The 19,733-nt window shown below is 69.0% G+C and carries 19 protein-coding genes and 1 tRNA gene; 8 read left to right on the plus strand and 12 right to left on the minus strand.

The features are described from left to right. From C7H75_RS00125 to C7H75_RS00145, 5 genes are all read right to left on the minus strand, one after another. Positions 1-1,488: a peptidoglycan D,D-transpeptidase FtsI family protein gene (locus tag C7H75_RS00125; protein ID WP_013414386.1), complete on the minus strand. Its 1,488-nt coding sequence runs from the start codon at positions 1,486-1,488 to the stop codon at positions 1-3. Next, positions 1,485-2,927 carry an FtsW/RodA/SpoVE family cell cycle protein gene (locus C7H75_RS00130; protein WP_022593206.1) on the minus strand — a complete coding sequence of 481 codons (1,443 nt, stop codon included), beginning with the start codon at positions 2,925-2,927 and terminating at the stop codon, positions 1,485-1,487. Before C7H75_RS00130 ends, C7H75_RS00125 begins: the two co-directional genes overlap by 4 nt. Next, positions 2,927-4,372: a PP2C family protein-serine/threonine phosphatase gene (locus tag C7H75_RS00135; RefSeq protein ID WP_106850777.1), complete on the minus strand. Its 1,446-nt coding sequence runs from the start codon at positions 4,370-4,372 to the stop codon at positions 2,927-2,929. The genes C7H75_RS00130 and C7H75_RS00135 overlap by 1 nt, the downstream gene beginning before the upstream one ends. Continuing rightward, complete coding sequence (locus C7H75_RS00140; RefSeq protein ID WP_005516561.1) at positions 4,369-4,836, minus strand: FHA domain-containing protein FhaB/FipA; 468 nt, start codon at positions 4,834-4,836, stop codon at positions 4,369-4,371. The genes C7H75_RS00135 and C7H75_RS00140 overlap by 4 nt, the downstream gene beginning before the upstream one ends. A gap of 163 nt (positions 4,837-4,999) precedes the next feature. Continuing rightward, positions 5,000-6,337: an FHA domain-containing protein gene (locus C7H75_RS00145; protein ID WP_106850778.1), complete on the minus strand. Its 1,338-nt coding sequence runs from the start codon at positions 6,335-6,337 to the stop codon at positions 5,000-5,002. 197 nt (positions 6,338-6,534) lie between these two features. Between C7H75_RS00145 and C7H75_RS00150 the strand changes: the two genes are divergently transcribed. Then, positions 6,535-6,617, plus strand: a tRNA-Leu gene (locus C7H75_RS00150). A gap of 180 nt (positions 6,618-6,797) precedes the next feature. On the opposite strand, the gene C7H75_RS00155 is transcribed toward C7H75_RS00150, so the two are convergent. After that, positions 6,798-7,757 (minus strand): alpha/beta hydrolase family protein, encoded by a 960-nt coding sequence (locus C7H75_RS00155; protein ID WP_081187751.1) that lies wholly within the window; start codon positions 7,755-7,757, stop codon positions 6,798-6,800. Between the two features lie 118 nt (positions 7,758-7,875). On the opposite strand from C7H75_RS00155, the gene C7H75_RS00160 reads away from it, so the two are divergent. Next, a complete protein-coding gene (locus C7H75_RS00160) occupies positions 7,876-8,457 on the plus strand; it encodes a TetR/AcrR family transcriptional regulator (RefSeq protein ID WP_084844075.1) in 582 nt (193 codons plus the stop codon). An 82-nt stretch (positions 8,458-8,539) separates the two neighbouring features. Here C7H75_RS00160 and C7H75_RS00165 read toward each other — a convergent pair whose 3' ends face one another. Together C7H75_RS00165 and C7H75_RS00170 are read right to left on the minus strand one after the other, a co-directional pair. Next, complete coding sequence (locus C7H75_RS00165) at positions 8,540-9,040, minus strand: hypothetical protein (protein ID WP_106851959.1); 501 nt, start codon at positions 9,038-9,040, stop codon at positions 8,540-8,542. 19 nt (positions 9,041-9,059) lie between these two features. Continuing rightward, a complete protein-coding gene (locus tag C7H75_RS00170; protein WP_106850779.1) occupies positions 9,060-9,470 on the minus strand; it encodes a RidA family protein in 411 nt (136 codons plus the stop codon). Between the two features lie 83 nt (positions 9,471-9,553). On the opposite strand from C7H75_RS00170, the gene C7H75_RS00175 reads away from it, so the two are divergent. Beyond that, entirely contained in the window at positions 9,554-9,937 is a 384-nt protein-coding gene (locus C7H75_RS00175) for a winged helix-turn-helix transcriptional regulator (protein WP_005516553.1), read from the plus strand. Positions 9,938-9,941: 4 nt separating this feature from the next. On the opposite strand, the gene C7H75_RS00180 is transcribed toward C7H75_RS00175, so the two are convergent. Together C7H75_RS00180 and C7H75_RS00185 are read right to left on the minus strand one after the other, a co-directional pair. Then, the gene (locus tag C7H75_RS00180; protein WP_005516552.1) at positions 9,942-10,685 is read right to left on the minus strand and encodes an IclR family transcriptional regulator; all 744 of its coding nucleotides are present in this window, start codon (positions 10,683-10,685) and stop codon (positions 9,942-9,944) included. Then, a complete protein-coding gene (locus tag C7H75_RS00185) occupies positions 10,685-12,172 on the minus strand; it encodes an APC family permease (RefSeq protein ID WP_106850780.1) in 1,488 nt (495 codons plus the stop codon). The genes C7H75_RS00180 and C7H75_RS00185 overlap by 1 nt, the downstream gene beginning before the upstream one ends. Before the next feature lie 238 nt (positions 12,173-12,410). Here C7H75_RS00185 and C7H75_RS00190 point away from each other — a divergent pair, with 238 nt between their 5' ends. The 3 genes from C7H75_RS00190 to tatA are packed head-to-tail and all read left to right on the plus strand — an operon-like array spanning position 12,411 to position 14,892. Continuing rightward, entirely contained in the window at positions 12,411-13,988 is a 1,578-nt protein-coding gene (locus C7H75_RS00190; protein ID WP_064076455.1) for a flavin monoamine oxidase family protein, read from the plus strand. A 29-nt stretch (positions 13,989-14,017) separates the two neighbouring features. Continuing rightward, positions 14,018-14,692, plus strand: coding sequence for a Rid family hydrolase (locus tag C7H75_RS00195; protein WP_005516548.1), 675 nt, complete (start codon positions 14,018-14,020; stop codon positions 14,690-14,692). Further along, a complete protein-coding gene (tatA, locus tag C7H75_RS00200) occupies positions 14,692-14,892 on the plus strand; it encodes a Sec-independent protein translocase subunit TatA (RefSeq protein WP_005516546.1) in 201 nt (66 codons plus the stop codon). The genes C7H75_RS00195 and tatA overlap by 1 nt, the downstream gene beginning before the upstream one ends. A gap of 62 nt (positions 14,893-14,954) precedes the next feature. On the opposite strand, the gene C7H75_RS00205 is transcribed toward tatA, so the two are convergent. Then, positions 14,955-15,410 (minus strand): MarR family winged helix-turn-helix transcriptional regulator, encoded by a 456-nt coding sequence (locus C7H75_RS00205; RefSeq protein WP_022593215.1) that lies wholly within the window; start codon positions 15,408-15,410, stop codon positions 14,955-14,957. Between the two features lie 183 nt (positions 15,411-15,593). Here C7H75_RS00205 and C7H75_RS00210 point away from each other — a divergent pair, with 183 nt between their 5' ends. Further along, positions 15,594-17,033 carry an MFS transporter gene (locus tag C7H75_RS00210; RefSeq protein WP_013414397.1) on the plus strand — a complete coding sequence of 480 codons (1,440 nt, stop codon included), beginning with the start codon at positions 15,594-15,596 and terminating at the stop codon, positions 17,031-17,033. A 174-nt stretch (positions 17,034-17,207) separates the two neighbouring features. Here the strand turns inward: C7H75_RS00210 and C7H75_RS00215 are convergent, their stop codons facing one another. Then, positions 17,208-18,227 carry an FAD-dependent monooxygenase gene (locus tag C7H75_RS00215; protein WP_022593217.1) on the minus strand — a complete coding sequence of 340 codons (1,020 nt, stop codon included), beginning with the start codon at positions 18,225-18,227 and terminating at the stop codon, positions 17,208-17,210. A 192-nt stretch (positions 18,228-18,419) separates the two neighbouring features. On the opposite strand from C7H75_RS00215, the gene C7H75_RS00220 reads away from it, so the two are divergent. Then, a complete protein-coding gene (locus C7H75_RS00220) occupies positions 18,420-19,376 on the plus strand; it encodes a beta-propeller fold lactonase family protein (protein ID WP_233281934.1) in 957 nt (318 codons plus the stop codon). Positions 19,377-19,733: the final 357 nt, after the last annotated feature.

Consider the following 19,733-nt stretch of genomic DNA (forward strand, 5'->3'; position numbering starts at 1 on the left):
TCAACCCCTCTGCAATCCGGCCGCGATGACGGCTCGTCCGATCGGTGCCGCGACGGAGCCGCCCGTTGCGGCGAGTGCCCGGTCACCGCCGTCCTCCACGATGACCGCGATCGCGACCGTCGGATTCTGCGCGGGCGCGAAGCCGATGTACCAGGCGTGCGGCGGGGTGTTGCGCGGGTCGTTGCCGTGTTCGGCGGTGCCCGTCTTGGACGCGATCTGTACGCCCGGGATCTTGCCCTGACCGGCGGTGTTGTTCTCCGAGCCGATCATCAGCTGCGTCAGCGTCGACGCCACCTCGGGCGAGACGGCCCGGCCCAGCGACTTGGGGCTCGTGGTCGCCAGGTTCGACAGGTCCGGCCCCTGCAGCTGCGAGACCAGGTGCGACTCCATCCGCATGCCGCCGTTCGCGATGGTCGCCGCGATCTCCGCGTTCTGCAGCGGCGTCAGCGCGACGTCGCGCTGGCCGATGCTGGACTGACCGAGTGCCGCGTCGTCGGGGATGGAGCCGATCGTGCTGTCCGCGACCGGGATCGGGATGCCCGGGGTACCCGGCCCGATACCGAAGGCCTTGGCCTGCTCGGCCAGCGCGTCGGAGCCGGTCTTGATGCCCAGCTCGACGAACGCGGTGTTGCACGAGCGGGCGAACGCCTCCCGCAGCGATGCCGTGGCGCCGCCGCCGCACGTGGTGCCGTTGTAGTTCTCGAGCGTCGTCGACGTGCCGGGCAGCGTGATGTTCGGGGCCGCGGTCAGCTGTTCGTCCGGGTTGGCGCCGTTCTCCAGCGCCGCCGCCGTGACGACGACCTTGAACGTCGACCCCGGCGGGTACGTCGCGGACACCGCGCGGTTGAGCATCGGCCTGTCCGGGTCGGAGTTCAGTTCGTCCCACGCCGCCGACGTCTCGGCGCCGTCGTGGCTCGACAGTGTGTTGGGGTCGTAGCTGGGCGTGCTGGCCATCGCGAGGATGTTGCCGGTGCTCGGTTCGATCGCCACGACCGAGCCGGTGTAGCCCTTCGCGGTCAGCTCGTCGTACGCGACCTGCTGCATCACCGGATCGATCGTGCTGACCACGTTGCCGCCACGTGGATCGCGACCCGACACCAGATCGAAGAAGCGCTTGCTGAACAACCGGTTGTCGGAGCCGTTGAGGACCGGGTCCTCGGCCTTCTCGAGGCCGGCGCTGCCGTACTGCATCGAGTAGAAGCCGGTGACCGGCGCGTTCGCGAACGGGCTCGACGGCGCGGCCGGATTCGGCGGGTACACCCGCAGGTACTTGTAGCGGTCGTCGGTCGGGACCGAGGACGCGAGCACCTGCCCACCGGCCGAGATCTGGCCGCGCTGACGCGAGTACTCGTCGAGCAGCACCCGCGAGTTCCGCGGGTCGCCGCGCAGATCGTCGGCCTTGATGACCTGCACGTAGGTGGCGTTGGCGAGCAGCGCAGCGACCATCACCATGACGGCCAGTGCGACGCGGCGGAGGGGAGTGTTCATTGGCGACCCAGCATTTCCGTCGGGGCGTCCGCGATGGGCGCGGGCCCCTTCTTCTTGGGTGCGGCGGGAGTGCGGGCGGCGTCGGAGATCTTCATCAGCAGCGCCAGCAGCAGGTAGTTCGCGAGCAGCGACGACCCGCCGTACGACACGAACGGCGTGGTGAGACCGGTCAGCGGGATCAGCTTGGTGACGCCACCGACGACCACGAACACCTGGATCGCGATCGTGAACGACAGCCCCGCCGCCAACAGCTTGCCGAAGCTGTCGCGCACCGCGAGCGCGGTGCGCAGGCCGCGGACCACCAGGATCAGGAACAGCATGAGCACCGCGGCCAACCCGATCAGGCCCAGCTCCTCACCGATCGCGGCGACGATGAAGTCGGTCTTCGCGAACGGCACCTGCGACGGGCGGCCGCTGCCCAGTCCGGTACCGGCGATACCGCCGGTGGCCAGGCCGAAGAGCGACTGCGAGATCTGGTAGCCGGTGTTCTGGTAGTCGCCGAGCGGGTCCAGCCACGTGTTCACGCGCACCCGGACGTGCCCGAACATCTGGTACGCCAGGAAGAACCCGACCACGAGCAGGGCGCCACCGATCAGCAGCCAGCCGGCTCGTTCGGTCGCGATGTAGAGCATCACCAGCACGGTGCCGAAGACCAGCAGCGATGTGCCGAGATCCTTCTCGAACACCATGATGCCCACCGAGACGATCCATGCCACGAGGATCGGGCCGAGGTCGCGGGCGCGGGGCAGATCCATGCCGAGGAAGTGCCGGCCGGCGGTGGTGAACAGGTCGCGCTTGGCGACCAGCACCGCCGCGAAGAAGATGATCAGCAGGATCTTCGCGAACTCGCCCGGCTGGATGCTGAATCCGGGCAACCGGATCCAGATCTTGGCGCCGTTGACCTCGGAGAACCGGGACGGCAGCAGCGCCGGGATCGCCAACAGCACCAGGCCGGCGAGACCCACGGTGTAGCTGTAGCGCGCGAGCAGGCGGTAGTCCCGCAGGAAGATCAGCACCGCGACGAAGCCGCCGACGGCCAGAGCCGTCCACAGCACCTGCTGGTTCGCGTCCGGGGACGGAATCGGCAGCCCTTGGTACACGGCGTTCTCGGCGTCGGCCAGGTCGAGTCGGTGGATCAGCACCAGCCCGAGGCCGTTGAGCAACGCGACGATCGGCAGCAGCAGCGGATCCGCGTACGGCGCGTACCGGCGCACCGCGAGATGCGCGACGACGAAGACCGCGGCGTAGGTGAGCCCGTACTTCGCGAGATCCCAGGTGATGGTCTGCTCCTGGCTGGCCTCGACCAGCACCAGCGAGATCGTGGTGATGGCGATCGCGCAGAGGATCAAGATCAGTTCGGTGTTCCGCCGCGTCGACTGCGTCGGCGGGGGAGCGAAACCGCCGGGCGGACTGGGGAACGGTGCATCGGACGTGGACATCAGCTACCGGTCCTGCAGTTCTGCCCGGGGATCTGTTCGACGGGCGCGGGCGTCGGCGCGGGTGCCGCCGTGGTCGGCGCGGCCCCTTCGGGAGCCGGCGGTGCGGCCTCGGTGGTGGGTGCGGGCGACTCGGCCGGCGGCAGCGGTGTCGGGGTCGGCGTCGGCGTCGGCGTCGGCGTCGGTTCGGGCGTACACAGCGGCAGCAGGTCGCTCGCGACGAGCCGTCGCATCTGTTCCGTCGCGTCGTCCTTGGTGCCCGACGGCAGACCCGCCCGCACCTGCTCGCGCGCGGACGGTCGCAGGTCGTCGACCGTCAGCACGTGACAGTCGCTCGGTGCGCTGCCGGGGTCGACGATCCGCAGGGTGCCGTCGTCGGCGATACACCCGATCAGTGCGCTCTCCTGCAGCGAGTAGCCGAGGAACGAGCCCGGGATGCCCTGCAGCACGGTCACCCGGTCGTCGGAGGTCCCGACGTAGTAGTAGTTGCGGATCATGTTCCGGCCCACGAAGAGCCCGGCGACGAGCAGGACCACCAGGCCGAGCCCGATCAGCGTCCAGCGCAGCTTGTGCGACTTCTTCGGCGGAGCTTCGGGCGTGGGAGCGACCCGCTTGGGCGCCGCGCGCGGCGGGCGCATCGCCGCGGCCCGCCCGGCCGCCGTGTTCGGGGGAGGCGTGTCCTCCTCCTCGTCGGACGCCGCACCGCCGACGATCGGGTGACTCTGCCCGTAGTCGAGGTCGATGACGTCGGCGACGATGACGGTGACGTTGTCCGGTCCGCCACTGCGCAGGGCCAGTTCGATGAGCCGGTCGGCACACTCGTCATTGGTGCCCTCGCGCATCGTGTTGGCGATGGTCTCGTCGCTCACGACGTCGGACAGGCCGTCCGAGCACAACAGGTAGCGGTCCCCGGCGCGGGCCTCGCGCACCGTGAGCGTCGGCTCGATCTCGTTGCCGGTGAGGGCCCGCATGATGAGCGAACGCTGCGGATGGGTGTGTGCCTGCTCGGCGGTGATGCGGCCCTCGTCGACGAGGGACTGCACGAACGTGTCGTCGCGGGTGATCTGGGTGAGCTGGTCGTCGCGCAGCAGGTACGCCCGCGAATCGCCGATATGGACCAGGCCCAGCTTGCTGCCCGCGAACAGGATCGCGGTGAGCGTGGTGCCCATGCCCTCGAGCTCGGGATCTTCCTCGACGTGGTCGGCGATGGTGGCATTGCCCTCGTGGGTCGCGGCCTCGAGCTTGCCGAGCAGATCGCCCCCGGGCTCGTCGTCGTCGAGGTGCGCGAGCGCGGCGATCATCAGCTGCGACGCGACCTCGCCGGCCGCGTGCCCGCCCATGCCGTCGGCGAGCGCCAACAGTCGCGCACCGGCGTACACGGAATCCTCGTTGTTCGCGCGGACGAGACCGCGGTCGCTTCGGGCCGCGTAGCGGAGGACAAGGGTCACGGGCGGAGCTCGATCACGGTCTTGCCGACGCGCACCGGCGTGCCGAGCGGAACCCGGACGGCCGTCGTCACCTTCGCCCGGTCCAGGTAGGTGCCGTTGGTGGAACCGAGATCCTCGACGTACCAATCCGTGCCGCGCGGAGACAGCCGGGCGTGCCGCGTCGACGCGTAGTCGTCCGTCAGCACCAGCGTGGAGTCGTCGGCCCGCCCGATCAGAACCGGTTGTGTCCCGAGAGTGATGCGGGTACCGGCGAGCGCCCCCTGCGTCACGACGAGGTTCTTCGCGACCTTGGTCCGTCCGAGTGACGGCAGCACCGACGACGTACGCGAGTAACGCGGAGCGGGGCGGGCAACGCCCGCACCCGCGTAGATGTCGCTGCGCAGCGTCTTGATCACTGCCCAGACGAAGAGCCAGAGCAGCAGCAGGAAGCCTGCTCGCGTCAGCTGGAGTATCAATCCCTGCACTGCTCGACACCTCCTTCGGGGGGACGGCGGCGCGGATGCGCAACCGGGGCATTTTCAGCTGGCTGCATCATATGTTGAAGCCGGCGGCGGTGATCATGATCTTGGGCCGCACCCCGTGTCCGGGATGCGGCTTTCGCGGGGTGACGGGCGGCGTCTGCCGTGGTCAGAGGATGCGCACCAGGATTTCGGAGTGCCCGGCGCGAATCACGTCACCGTCCGCGAGCTGCCAGTCCTGCACCGGCGAACCGTTGACGGTGGTGCCGTTCGTGGAACCCAGGTCCGAGAGCATCGCGACCTGGCCGTCCCAGCGGATGTCGAAGTGCCGACGCGAGACACCGGTGTCGGGCAGGCGGAACTGCGCGTCCTGGCCGCGTCCGACGATGTTGTTGCCGTCCCGCAGCTGGTAGAAGCGTCCGCTTCCGTCCTCGAGCTGCAGCGTCGCGGTGAAGGTGCGTCCCGCCTCGGGCGTGTAGCCGGCCTGGTAGCCCTGGCCGTAACCCTGCTCGTACCCCGGCTGGCTGTAGGCCTGGTTGTATCCGGCCTGGTCGTAGTCGCCCTGCTGGTACTCGCCCTGCTGATAGTCGTAGTCGGCGTAGCCCTGCTGCTGGTCGTACTGCTGGTCGTACTGCTGGTCGTAGCCCTGCTGGTACTCGCCCTGCGGCTGGTAGCCCTGCTGGTAGCCGGGGTACTGGCCCGGGTACGGCTGTTGCTGGTCGTACCCCTGTTGATAGCCGCCCTGCTGGGGATAACTCTGGTCGTAACCGCCCTGCTGCGGGTAACCACCCTGCTGTGGGTAACCGGCGTCCTGCGGGTAGCCGCCCTGCGCCGCGCCGTACGCCTGCTGCTGGTCGTAGCGCGGCTGGGCGTAGCCCTGCGGGTAGTCCTGCTGGTAGCCGCCCTGATCCTGGTAGCCGCCCTGATCCTGGTATCCGCCCTGGTCGGCGGGGCCCTGTGCCTGATCCGGGTGGGCGCTGCCGTTACGCGCGCCACGGTCGTCGCGCTGCTCGCGACCGGGCTCGTTTCCGGAGTTCTGGGTCATGGGGCCTGCTCCTGGGGTCGGTGAAACGGGTGTCGGGGCGCGCCGGGCCCGGGGAGCGGGGCCGGATGCGCCGGCGTCGCCGCGGTGAGCATCCGGATCGACCGATCCGGTGGTTCGGAACTGCCCGGTGTGCAGTGTCGGTGACGCCTCGAATCGGACGTCGATGTCACCGTAGGTCTGCCAGCCCTGTTCTCGGATGTATCCCTCGAGGTGTCGCGCGAAAGACTTCACCGTCAGCTCGTGATCCGACGCCAACTTCGCGTGATCGGACTCGTTGATCGTGATCACGTAGCTGTTGGGAGCGAGGTAGTGCCCGCCGTCCAGTTCCTGGACGCGGTCGGTGGCCTCGCGCTGCAGCGCCGCTTCCACTTCCTGAGGTACGACGCCTCCGCCGAAGACGCGCGCGAAGGCGTCACCGACGGCCCCCTGAAGCTTGCGCTCGAAACGTTGAACGATCCCCACGGCATGAACCTTGCTGTTGTCTGTTCGCGGTCAGTCTGCGTGTCGCGGCTGCAATCAACCCGGCCGCTGCCCCTGCATGATATCCGGACACCCCGTCCCGGGGGTCCTGCTAGCCGCTTCGCGATGCGCTTTTTGCACCTCTACCTGCACGAATCGTGATTTCGGCGAAGTGCGTGCTAGTGTTTTCCACGTCGCTCGGGCGAGTGGCGGAATGGCAGACGCGCTGGCTTCAGGTGCCAGTGTCCTTCGGGACGTGGGGGTTCAAGTCCCCCTTCGCCCACAACGAGCAGTTCCACGAACTGCGGCGAACGAGGTCACGAACTCGAAAGAGTTCGTGACCTCGTTTTCGTTGGCGGGTTCGGTTGGACTGTCCACCGGATGCAGCGGCAGGGCTGCGGCCCGCAGGCAGTAGTCGGGTCACCCGAAGAGCCCGGCGGCGAGCGGGTCCGGTGAGTCCGGGCTACTTGCTGTCGACGTGACCGATCGGGTTGGTTGTGTTCGCCAAGGCCGCCCGGGCCGCGGCCCAGGCGTCGGTATCGAGCTCGAGCGCGGTGCGAAGGTACGCAGTGCTCATCCGCTGCAGTAGGGCCACCCGCTCCGGGTTTTCGTCGGTAGTCTCGGCGACCTCGTATCCGGGGATCCCGCCCAGGGCGTGCTCGGCGTCGTGCAGAGTGAGCAGGTCGGTGGCGCCGGGGCTGAAACTGTATGCGTCCGTGAACCAGTCGGGGCCGCGGCTGGACATCCGGGACTGGTCGTGGTCGCCTGCGACGACGAGTGTCGGCGTGGTGAGCTCACGGAACGACGGGTACATGAACGGGAAGTTGGCCCGCGCGAACGGATTCAGGTCCTCACCCCCGATGCCGGTCGCGGCCAGGAGGATGCCGGCCGAGACGCGGCTGTCGGACATGTCCTCCCCGACCTGCCCGTCCTCGTCCAGGATTCGGGCGCCGAGGAGTGCCTGCGCGGTCTGTGCGCCCCAGGAGTGGCCGGCGACGGCGATGCGGGTGTGGTCGACCCGTCCGGTCAGTCCGGGGACGGCGGCCTCGATGTCGGCGAGTTGGTCGAGGATGCGTTCGAGGTCGGCGATTCGTTCAGTCCAGATACTCGGGAAGCGAGGGTCGTCGAATCCGATCCCGTAGCGCCGGGAGTCCAGGTGGGTGGGCTGGATCACGACGAAGCCCCGGGAGGCCCAGAACGCGGCCAGAGGCGCGTAGCCGTCGTGGTTCCACCCGTTGCCGTGCGAGAACAGCACGACCGGCAGGTCGGAGCCGGTGGTCGGCGCGGAGACCCGCACCTCCAGCGGCAGTGCGCGGCCCGGGGCGGACAGTTCGACGGGGGCAACGGAGAGAACGGGGGTGCCGGCGCCGACGAGTTCGTCGAGGGTGGCGGCGAGTGCGGAAGACTGGACCGAAGAGGTCAAGACGGGGGTCCTTTCGAGGGGCTGTGCCCTGCCATAATGGAAAGCGGAGCACTGTTCCGAACAATACGGAGCAGTGTTCCGGATAGCAACCTGGTGCCGACGTGGAGGAGCGTGTTCTGTGACCGATGAGAGCGAGCGCCGGACGAAGCGCGCCGACGCGCGGCGGAACGAGCAGGCTCTTCTCGACGCAGCGGCGGCAGTGTTCGTGACGTCCGGCGTCGACGCGCCGGTGCGGGAGATCGCGGCGAGGGCCGGTGTCGGGATGGGGACGATCTACCGACACTTTCCGACCCGCCCCGAACTCGTGGTCGCGGTGTACCGCCACCAGGTCGAGGCGTGCGCGGACGCCGGCCCCAGACTGCTCGAGGAGAGTCCGACGCCGGAAGCGGCCCTGCGCGAATGGGTGGCCCTGTTCGTGGAGTTCCTGGTCACCAAGCACGGCCTCGCCGGCGCGTTGCAGGGCGACAGCGCCGGATCGGATGCGCTGCACGCCTACTTCGTCGACCGTCTCGTGCCGGTGTGTGCCGCCCTGCTCGACGCGGCGCTCGAGTACTGCGGCGCCATGCCCACGGTGGGCGCGTACAACCTGATGAAAGGCATCGGAAACCTGTGCATCGGGGCGGCCGCGGATCCCGCCTACGACGCCGACCGTCTGGTGCAACTGCTTGTCACCGGCGTACTCGGCGGATCCAGTCGGTAGACGAGAACAGGGACTGAGTCGTGACCCCGGTCTGCGAAGTGGAAAATCGCGGCCTTCGTCGTTCTCGAAGAAGTCGGGCCTTCTACTCTCGGCCGAACAACAACGTCTCGACGAGACCGATGCCCGGCGTGGGCGGGTCGCCGATGGTTCTCAGCAGTGTCGCGAGATCGGGTGCGACCTCGGTGGCGTCCTCGAACTCGGGTTCGGCGCCGTGCACGATCACGCCGTCGTCGCGGATCGCGAGATACGAGTACGGGCCGCGGACCGAGAGCAGGATCGGGCGGTGCCGCCTCCAGAACTCGGTGATCGCGGCCTCGTCTTCGGGGCCCGACGCTGCCTCCCGGCTCATGGTCTCGAACTCGTTCCAGGCGAACGCATCGTCGGACGGCTCCGCGTAGTCGCCGAGGGAGAGGAACCAGGTCGTGTCGTCGGGACCGGACAGGCGTGAGAACGACGACGCCCACGCCGTCTGGCCGGCCGGGGCGGACTCCAGCGGCGCAGGAACCCGCACGTGCACCGGGCCCGGTTCGAAAGACCAACCCGCCGAGCGTAAGCGGGCGATCGCGCCGACGAACTCCTCCATCGGCACCACGTTAGCGGGGTCAGCCGCAGACCGCGGTGGCCTCGACCTCGACGAGCACGTCCGGCTCGAACAGGTATTCCACGCCGATGAGCGATGCCGGGGGCATCGGCACGGCCAGTCCGATCTCGGCCGCGACCTGCTCGATGCCCGCCATGAACCCGTCGATCTTGTCGGGCGTCCAGCCCGTGACGTAGAAGGTGAGCCGCATGACGTCGTCGAAAGTTGCACCGGCGCCGGTCAATCCGGCCGCGGTGTTGCGCAGGGCCTGGGCCACCTGGCCCGTGAGATCGCCCGGTGCCACGGGAGTTCCGTCGGCGAGACGCGCGATCTGCCCGGCCACGTGGACGTGGCGGGTCCCGGATCCGATCGCGACGTGGTGATAGGGGGTCGGCCGGGTCATGCCGTCGGGGTTGCGGAACTGCACGGTCATGGTGGATGTCCTCCAGGATCGGTTGCGGAAGGTATCCAATTGATACTTGGTGTATGCAGGGCACTTCAACGAAACTAGGTGGCATGACCGATACCTACCCGGCCGTTTCCGGAGGACTCGCCGTCACCCCGGCTCATCGAGAACTGCTCGATCAGGTCCTCGACAAGTGGTCGCTGGCGGTGCTCGACCAGTTGTGCGAGCGTCCCAGCCGCTTCAACCACCTACGCCGGGCGATTCCCGCGGTGACGCAGAAATCCCTCACGGCGACGCTGCGCCGGCTCGAGCGCAACGGCATCGTCGAGCGCGAACTGCTGAGCACCCGTCCGGTCGCCGTGGAATACCGCATCACTCCACTCGGCAAGACGCTGCGCCATCCGGTGGATGTCCTCGTCGGCTGGGCGGAGACGAACCGCGCGGCGATCGAGGATGCTCGCGCCCGGTTCGACGCGGAACAGGACGGCGTCTGACGGTTCACGAGGGTGTGCGGACCCCGCCCGGCGCCACTCGTCCGGCATACTCGCGCAGCAGGTTCACCAGGTCGGTGTCGTCGACGGCCAGTCGCCCGGTGGGGCCGATCGCGGCGAGGCCGCCGACGACGGCGCGCCGGCTGTCGTGGACTGGAACGGCGACGGCGGAGCGGCCCACCCGGATCTCGTCGACCTCGCGCGCGGGTTCGCCGCGGCGGATCACCGACAGTTCCACCTCCAATGCGTCGTGGTCGGTGATGGTGCGGGCGGTGACCTTCCGCAGCGGACCGGCCGCGAGGTCGGGACGCGATGCGAGCAGCAGCTTGCCGATCGCCGACGCGTGTGGCGCCGTCACCAGTGTGCGCTCGCCGGCGAGTTCGTGATCGGGGTCGCGGTCGATCAGGCGCACCCGTCCGTTCTCGTACGACGCGAGGTACACGCCGTAGCGGACCCGGGAGCGCAGTTCCTCGAGCACCGCGCCGACGTCGACGGGTCGGTCTGCGGCCCCGGCCAATTCGCGGGTGCGGCGTCCGAGAGTGAAGCCGGAGAGATCGGCGACACGGACGAGATAGCCGTCGGCGACGAGCAGGTTCAGCAGTCGGTACGCCGTCGCCTGCGGGATGCCGGCGAGCGCGGCGATCTCCTTCGCGGAGGCCCCCGAGCCCAGTTGTGCGGCCGCCTCGAGCAGCGCGAGCGCCCGCTGCACGGCGCGCGGTTCGTTGCCGCCGAGGTCTCTCGCGGGCGCCATCAGCGAGCGTCCCGGCCGACCAGGACGGTGCGGCCGGACGCGTCGGCGGCGAACACGCCCGCCCCGGGCAGGACGTCCGCGGATTCGGCGTTGTCGAATGCCCCCATGCGCAGCAGCGCGTCCGGGTGGCGACCGCGCAGCCAGGAGCGCCACACCAGTCCGGACGACAGCACGGCGACCACCGCGACGGGCACCACGTACGACGCGTCGATCACGTTGACGTACACCAGGTATCCGAGCACCGACGTCCCGGCGACGCTGCCGAGGGTGCTCGCGGCGAGCACGCGGGGAGTCTGTTCGCCGATGCGGCTGAGGAAGCGCACCGACGCGATCGCCACCACCACGTACGCGACGATCACGGCGCCGCGCACGACCAGTCTCAGGTCGCCGAACACGACGCCGGTGCCGAGCACCGCGAACGTTCCGGCGCCGAAGACCACCACGCCGACCACGAGCGCCAGGGCCGCGTCCGGGGTGCGGAACGACGCATGCACCCGTCCGCACCAGCGGGGGAGTGCGCCCTCGACGCCGAGCGAATACACCAGCCGGGACGCGGCATTCGACGACGCCATCGACGAGGCCAGCCACGAACAGCTCAGTCCGACGTTCAATGCCACGACGATGACGGGATCGACCCCGGTCGCGGTGCCGTGCAGGTACGCGTCGACGAGGGTGTCGCTGCGCCCGGTCCAGGCCGCCCAACCGGCGAACAGGAACAGCGATCCGCAGATCAGCGGCGTGAGCAACACCGTTCGGGTGACGGTCACCAGCGGCCGCCGGGCCTCGGGTCCGAAGAAGGCGGCGCTCTCGAATCCCGCGAGCGCGAACAGTGCCGTGAGGACGAGCGCCAGCGTGCCGTGCCCCGACGCCGGCGGGACCAGGACCGGCGCGGACGCGTTGTCGCCGAACAGCATCAGGGCGACGATGAAGGCGAGCGAGCACATCTCGACGGCCAGGATCGTCACCGCCGCGAACCGCACACCGCGCACGAGGCAACACAGGATGCCCACCGCGAGCGCGAGGTACACCGGTGGTGCGGGCGGGGAGAATCCGGCGAGCCCGCACAGCGCGATCACCGCCTGACCGCCGTGATACAGCGTCATGACGGCGCTGCCGACGTACTTCACCAGCATCGCGACGGCGGCGGTGAGCGCCGCCCGGCTCCCGGATCCCCGGAACGCGAAGCTGTGCAGACCGCCGGCCGCCGCCATGCGCCGGGTGAACTGGGAGACGCAGAACGCGATGAGGGTGACGGCGATCGTCGCGACCAGGATCGTCACGATGCCGCTCACGAGGCGGTCGTGGGTGAGCATCGTGAGCGGCAGGATCACCATGGACACGGCCGGTGCGGTGGTGGCGACGGACTGCGCCAGCACCTCGACACCGGACAGTTGCCGCCGGCCGAGGGCTCGCATCGACGACAGGGCGGGACGCTCCGGCTCCCCGGTGGTGAACGAGCGCGCTATCGCGTCGGTGAGTGCGGACACGCGCGTGACGCTAGTGAGTCTGTGTAACAACGATATTGCGTGCATGCTTCCTCTGATCGCACCTGCTCGAGAATGCCACGCAACGGCACGACGCATGTTCTCAGTCGACTCCGCGAAACCGTTTCCCCCGTGACAACTCCGCGACCCGAGACGTCCCCAGGATGAGTTCCGAACTGATCACCCGGATCGCCGGGCGGACAACTGGGAGCGTGAAATGGCATTCACACGTAGAACTTTCATGCAGGCCCTCGGCGTCACGGGTGGCGCGGGCCTGGCGTACGGGGCGATGTCCTCGATCGGCATGGCCCCCGCCGCCGCCGGCGCCCCCAAGCGCTTCCAGTCGCTGTCGACCGGTGACTTCGTCGGCTCGGTGCGCGGCGATCACTCGGTGGTGATCCTCGGTGGCGGGCCTGCGGGTCTGTGCGCGGCCTACGAGATGCGCAAGGCCGGCTACAAGGTGACGGTGCTCGAGGCGCGGACCCGCCCCGGTGGTCGGGTGTGGTCGGTTCGGGCCGGCACCGAGGAGACGGATCTCAACGGCGAGACCCAGAAGTGCACGTTCTCCGAGGGGCATTTCTTCAACCTCGGGGCCACCCGCATCCCGCAGGGGCACGTCACGCTCGACTACTGCCGCGAGCTGGGTGTCGAACTACAGATGTTCGGCAACCAGAACGCCAACACGATGGTCAACTACACCGGCACCAAACCGCTGGCCGGGCAGTCCATCACCTACCGCGCCGCGAAGGCCGACACCTTCGGTTACGTCTCGGAGCTGTTGCAGAAGGCGACGAACCAGGGCGCGCTCGACGACGTCCTCACCAAGGACGACAAGGACGCGTTGTCGGAGTTCCTCAGCAGCTTCGGCGACCTGTCCGACGACGGTCGTTACCTGGGGTCGCCGCGCCGCGGCTACGACTCCGAGCCGGGGGCGGGCCTGAACTTCGGTACCCAGAAGCCGGCACTACCGATGTCCGACGTCATCCAGAGCGGCATCGGCCGCAACTTCGCATTCGACTTCGAGTACGACCAAGCGATGACGATGCTCACCCCGGTGGGCGGCATGGACCGGATCTACTACCGCTTCGCGGAGGAGATCGGCGACAGTCTCGTCTACGGCGCCGAGGTCACATCGATGAAGAACACACCCGACGGGGTGACCGTCGAGTACCGGGTGAACGGCCGGCTCGAGTCCGTCACCGCCGAGTACGCGATCTGCACCATACCGCCGCACCTGATCGAGCGACTCGACAACAACCTGCCGGCGGACGTCGTCACCGCACTGCGGGCCGCGACGCCGTCGTCGTCCGGCAAGCTCGGCATCGAGTACTCGCGCCGCTGGTGGGAGATCGAGGACCGGATCTACGGCGGTGCATCCAACACCGACCGGGACATCTCGCAGATCATGTTCCCGTACGACCACTACAACTCCGATCGCGGTGTGGTGGTGGCCTACTACAGCTCGGGTCGGCGTCAGCTCGGTTTCGAGTCGCTCACGCACCGGCAGCGGCTCGCGAAGGCGATCGCCGAGGGCTCGGAGATCCACGGCGACAAGTACACCCGCGACATCTCGTCGTCGTTCTCGGGTTCGTGGCGGCGCACCAAGTACTCCGAGTCGGCGTGGGCGTCGTGGGCCGGGGCCGGCGATTCGCACGGCGGCGCCGCGACCCCCGAGTACACCAAGCTGCTCGAGCCGGTCGACCGCATCTACTTCGCGGGCGATCACCTGTCCAACGCCATCGCGTGGCAGCACGGGGCCTTCACGTCCGCGCGTGACGTCATCACCAAGATCCATCAGCGCGTCGCCCAGGCCGCTTGAGCCCGTTCACCATTCACGAAGGAGCCATCATGACTTCCGTCTCTCGCAAGGCCATCGCCGCGGTCCTCGCAGGCTCGGCTTTGATCCTGACCGCAGCAGGTTGTTCGTCCGACACCGCCGAGGCGGAACCCGCACCCGAGTCGACGTTCGTCTCCAAGTCGGTTCTGGAAGCGGGCCAGGCGAATCCGATGATCGCGCAGGGTGTCGCGATCGGCGGCGGCGCGGCCGTCTACAAGACCAGCGGTCTGGGGCCGGCGGCGTCCAACAAGGCCGCGCCCGAGGGCACCCCGGAGTCGTACATCGACAGCCAGTTCGGCGGTGGGATGCTGCCGGCGGGGGTCACGGTCACCGAGGCGCAGGGCATCAACGTACTCAAGAAGATCCGGGAGAACCTGGAGGCACAGGGACTCACGCTCGAGGACGTCGTGACGATGCGCGTGTTCCTCGACAACGCGCCGGGCACCGATCGCGCCGACTACGCGGGCTGGAATCGCGCCTACCGGCAGTTCTTCGCCAACACGAACCTCGAGACCGGCGACACCGAACTGGTGCCGATGGGGACGGCGGCACCAGCCGCCCCGATCGAGCGGAACAGCGCGCGTCCCACCCGTTTCGCGCTCGAGGTCGGCAGCTTGCCGGTCGCGGGATGGTTGGTCGAGGTCGAGGTGGACGCGGTCTACCCCGACGGCGAGGAGCCGTCCTGATGGGCGCGCTGAGTCCCGGGCACTGGGCGATCGTGGCGGTGGTGCTGCTGGTGCTGTTCGGGTCCAAGAAGTTGCCCGACGCCGCACGCGGGCTGGGTCGCTCGCTGCGGATCCTCAAGAGCGAGGTCGGCGAACTGCAGGCCGACGATCAGCCCGGCGAGATCGGGAAGGTCGAGCCGTCCCGGCAGCTGTCCTCGTAGACGTCGACGAGCGAAGGGCCGCGCAACCAGAGCGTTGCGCGGCTTTCTTCGTTCCCGCCCGGTCACGGCCGCGGCCAGGCCCGGCCGTCGAGTTCCTCGATGTCGGTGTTGAACCGGCGCAGGTAGGCGGCGAAGGCGGCGACGTCCTCCGCGGACCAGTCGCGCATCACCCGGTCGAGGGCCGAGATGTTCGCCGTGCGCTCGGCGTCGAGTTCCTCCCGTCCGGCGTCGGTGAGCCGGAACTTGCGGGCCATGCCGCCGTCGGGGTCGGGGATGCGGTCGACGAGCCCGGCGTTGAGCATCGCGGTGGTCTGGCGGTGGAGGGTGGAGGTGTCGAGCGCGAGGGCGTCGCTGAGCTGTCCGATCGACATCGGTCCTTCCACGCTGATCCGGCTCAGGAGCGTGTACGCGCTGCGGTCGAGTCGGCCGCCGCTGCGGCGGGGGCGCGGATTGTGCAGCGTGAGGTGCCGGCCGAGCAGCATCGTCTCGAAATCGATCAGGTTCGTGGGCTTGTCCATACCGGTCCTCTCGCAAAGCCGCATCGGTGTCGCGATGCCCTCCCATTGTGCCCGCCGGAATCGGACATATCACTCCGAACTGGGATTTTGCGCGATGCAACTTGATTGCACGATACAACTTGGTTGTATGCTGCAACTACTTTGCGTAACGAAATCCATTGATCGAGAAGTTGGGAGACCCGCGTGGACAACTCCGCGCCCGCCACCCGTTCGGGGGGCATCGTCACAGTGCTGGCGGTCGCCGGCATCGTGGCAGCACTCATGCAGACCCTTGTGGTCCCGCTCATCGGCGACCTGCCGCGCATCCTCGACACCACGGCGTCGAACGCGTCGTGGGTCGTCACCATCACGCTGTTGGTGGGTGCGGTCGCCACGCCGGTCACCGGGCGACTGGGGGACCTGCTCGGCAAGCGGCGGATGCTGCTCTTCTGCTCGGTGCCGCTGGTGATCGGCTCGATCACCTGCGCGCTGGCCACGTCGCTCGCGCCCATGGTGATCGGTCGTGGTCTGCAGGGACTCGGCATGGGCATGGTGCCGCTCGGTATCAGTGCGCTGCGTGAACTGGTACCGCCACAGAAGCTCGGTTCGTCGATCGCGCTCATCAGCGCCACCCTCGGCATCGGCGGTGCGCTCGGTCTGCCGATCTCCGCGGCCGTCACCCAGAACACCAGCTGGCGGGTGCTGTTCTGGGGCTGCGCGGTGCTCAGCGTGCTCATCGGTGTGCTGATCTGGCGCCTGGTCCCGGCCACCCCGGCGATGGCCACGGGCGGCTTCGACTTCGTCGGCGCGGTCGGTCTCGGCATCGGGCTCGTGAGCCTGCTGCTCGCGGTGTCGAAGGGCGCCGTCTGGGGATGGGGGAGCCCCGAGATCCTGGGGCTGTTCGCGGTGGCGGTGGTCGTGCTGCTGGCCTGGGGCTGGTGGGAGCTGCGCACCGCGGACCCGCTCGTGAACCTGCGCCTGGCCGCGGGCCGTCAGGTGCTGTTGACCAATGCGGCGTCCGTCGTCGTCGGCTTCTCGATGTACGCGCAGTCGCTGATCATCCCGCAGCTCCTCCAGCTGCCCGAGTCCACCGGTTACGGGCTGGGCCAGTCGATGCTCGCCATGGGCCTGTGGATGCTGCCCGGTGGTTTCGTGATGATGGCCGTCTCGCCCGTGGGCGCCAAGTTGTCGGCGGCGCGCGGCCCGAAGGTCACGCTGGTGCTAGGTGCGCTGGTCATCGCCCTCGGCTACGGCTCGTCGATGCTCCTGCTGGGCTCGACGTGGGGCCTGCTCGTCGTGGTCTGCATCTCGAACGCCGGTGTCGGCCTGGCCTACGGCTCCATGCCCGCACTGATCATGAGCGCGGTGCCGCCGTCGGCCACGGGCTCCGCGAACAGCTTCAACACGCTGATGCGCTCGGTGGGTACGTCCGTCGCGGCCGCCGTGGTCGGTGTCGTGCTCGCGCAGATGAGCGTCGACATCGGCGGTGGGCACACGATCCCGACGGAGGCAGGTTTCCGTACCGGTCTGCTCATCGGGTGCGGTGTGGCGCTCGTCGCCGCCGCCATCGCCGCGGCGATCCCGGGTCGAAGGCCCGCGCCGGCGTCGGTCGAGCCCGGCGCACCCGCTGTCGCGAAGGTCTGACCAGGGCATTCGGGTGGAGTCGGGATCGCGGGATCTCGCACTCGGGCAAGAAGTTCGATCCCTGTGAGACAAACGTTCAACAAGTGCTAATGTTCGTCCTGCACTGGCCGCAGCTGACTACTCGCTGCGGCCAGTAGCTATTTTTGCAGCCGGATCCGCTCGGGGTCCGATGTTTCACGCGAAACGTGAGCCGAGTCCCACGACGACGTCCCGGATGCCGGTCCACCGCCGCGCGGTCGCGATCCGGCCCGCGACGTGCGAGGCCCGCACCAGCCGGCGGGTGGGACGGCGTCGGGCCCGGTCGTAGCGCCGCAAGGCGTCGGGCACAGCGTGTTCGGTGAGCAGCCGGCCCAGCGTCGCGGCGTCGACCATCGCCTCGCATGCACCCCGGCCCAGGTTCGGGGCCATCGAGTGCGCGGCGTCGCCGATCAGCGCGACGTTCCCGTGCACGTACGACGGCAGTTTCGGCGACTCGTAGAGGTCGTGGTGCAGCACGGTGTCCGGGTCGATCTGCTCGAGGATCTTCCGGACGTCCTGGTGCCAGTCGCCGAAACGGCTGCGCAGCAGGTCGACTCCGTCGGAGACGCCGACGGGGGACCGGACCGCGGCGAACCAGTTCACCAGGCCGCCCTCCCGCGGGGTGATGCCGAACAGGGCGCCCGGACCCCACGTCTCGGTGACCGATGCCGTCTCGCCGGGAATCCACCCGCGCCACGCCGTCAGGCCGGTGGGGACGGGGCGGTAGCGGGACCCGAACAACACGTCGCGGGTGGCACTACGGGTGCCGTCCGCCGCGACGACGACGTCGAAGTCGGCGAGGGTGCCGAGATCGGGTGCGGGCTCGCCGAATCGGACGGTGCCGGCCGGAAGACCGTCGACGAGGATGCCCAGCAGCGCCGGACGGGAGATCAGATACGCCGTGCGGCGGGCGCTGTCGACCCGGCCGATCACCGAGCCGTCCGGTCGCAGGAAGGCGGCACGCTGCTGCCGCGCACCGACGTCCCGCACGTGGGGGCCGACACCCGCGACGTCCAACGCGGAGATTGCCTGGGGCCACATCCCGAGAGCGGTCCCCGTGGTCGGCGGTGCGGGGGAGCGTTCGAACACCGAGACGTCCCATCCGCGGCGGATCAGGACGTTGGCGGCCGTCAGCCCACCGATGCCGCCACCGAGGATCGCTGCCTTGCCAGCCATGTGGGGACCGTACCCGACGTCCGGCGGCGCTTCCGGGCATCGATCCGGTGCGCCGCTCGCCCGGGTGTTTACAGGCCCGTCGACGCGGCGTCCAATGGAGGTGAAACGAAGATGCGCCGCCGTCGACGGTGTGTGAGCGCTGTCCGACTCCGGCGATTTGCCCTCTTGGAGAAGGGAAAGCGCGTGACTTCGATGTCCAGGTCCGCGGCGCTGGTGGCGGTGTCCGTGGCAGGCCTGGTCCTGTCCGCGCCGATCGTCCACGCGGACAACGTGACCGCGACCGTCCCGGTCGGTGCCGGACCTACCGAGGTGGCCGTCGCCCCCGACGGCTCCCGCGTCTACGTCACCGACTACTTCGATGCCGCGGTCACCGTCGTCGACACCGCGACCGGCACCGTCACCGCGACGGTGCCGGTCGGCGGGTATCCGACCGACGTCGCGATCGGCCCCGACGGTTCCCGGGCCTACGTCACCAATTCCGACGACGGCACGGTGTCCGTGCTCGACACCGCCGCCGGAACCGTGGTGGCCACCGTCCCGGTCGGCGCCGGCCCGGAGGGGGTCGCGGTGACTCCCGACGGTGCGCGGGCCTTCGTGTCGAACTACGACGGCGGCACGGTGTCGGTGATCGACACCCGCACGGACGCTGTGACCGCCACGGTTCCCGTCGGCCGGTTGCCCTCCGAGGTCGCGATCACCCCGGACGGCACGCGCGTGTACGTCGCCGAACAGGGCAGCAACGCGGTGGCGGTGATCGACGTCGCGACCGCGACCGTCGTCGGCAGCGTCCCGGTCGGCGACGGGCCGTTCGGGGTGGCGATCACGCCGGACGGCACCCGGGCCTACGTCACCGCGTGGGACAGCGACGCGGTGTCGGTGGTGGCGCTGCCGGTGAACGCCGTCGTCGCCACCGTCCCGGTCGGCGACCGCCCGTTCGGCACCGCGGTCACGCCCGACGGGACCCGTGCGTACGTGACGAACTATGCGAGCGACACGGTGTCGGTGCTCGGGACCGCGGTCGACGCCGTCGTCGGGAACGTCGTCGTCGGCGACAGTCCGTCCGCCGTGGCTATCACCCCGGACGGCACCCGGGCGTACGTGTCGAACTACGACGGCGACTCGGTGTCGGTGGTCGCGATCGAGCCGTGACTCGGCGGTGACGGTGCGGCCGACGATCGTGCCGATGCTGCAACTCGTCGGCCCTCCGGGCGCGAAACAATCGCTCTAGGCTGTGATGTGCACTTCATTTCCCTAGCAATGGGGAGAAAAACCACAGGTCACGGAGTGGAGAGGGGAGCCTTGCTTGCGTTTCTCCCGGGTGCGTGAATTAACCTTTTCTCAACACGGTGGACTCATAACCGTCTGAAACGCCCCAGAGCAACGTCGCCGGGGCGGACGTCAGTCCCGTGCCGAGGCTCAACGAGGAGCCATTCTCGGTCGGTGCCGCACAGTGTCGTGCAGGTACATGCTCTGCAGTTGTATGGCCATCAGCGCTGCTGGTCGTCG

It is taken from the genome of Rhodococcus (subgen. Prescottella) equi (assembly GCF_003013675.1).
In the GTDB taxonomy this organism is placed as follows: Bacteria; Actinomycetota; Actinomycetes; order Mycobacteriales; family Mycobacteriaceae; genus Prescottella; species Prescottella equi.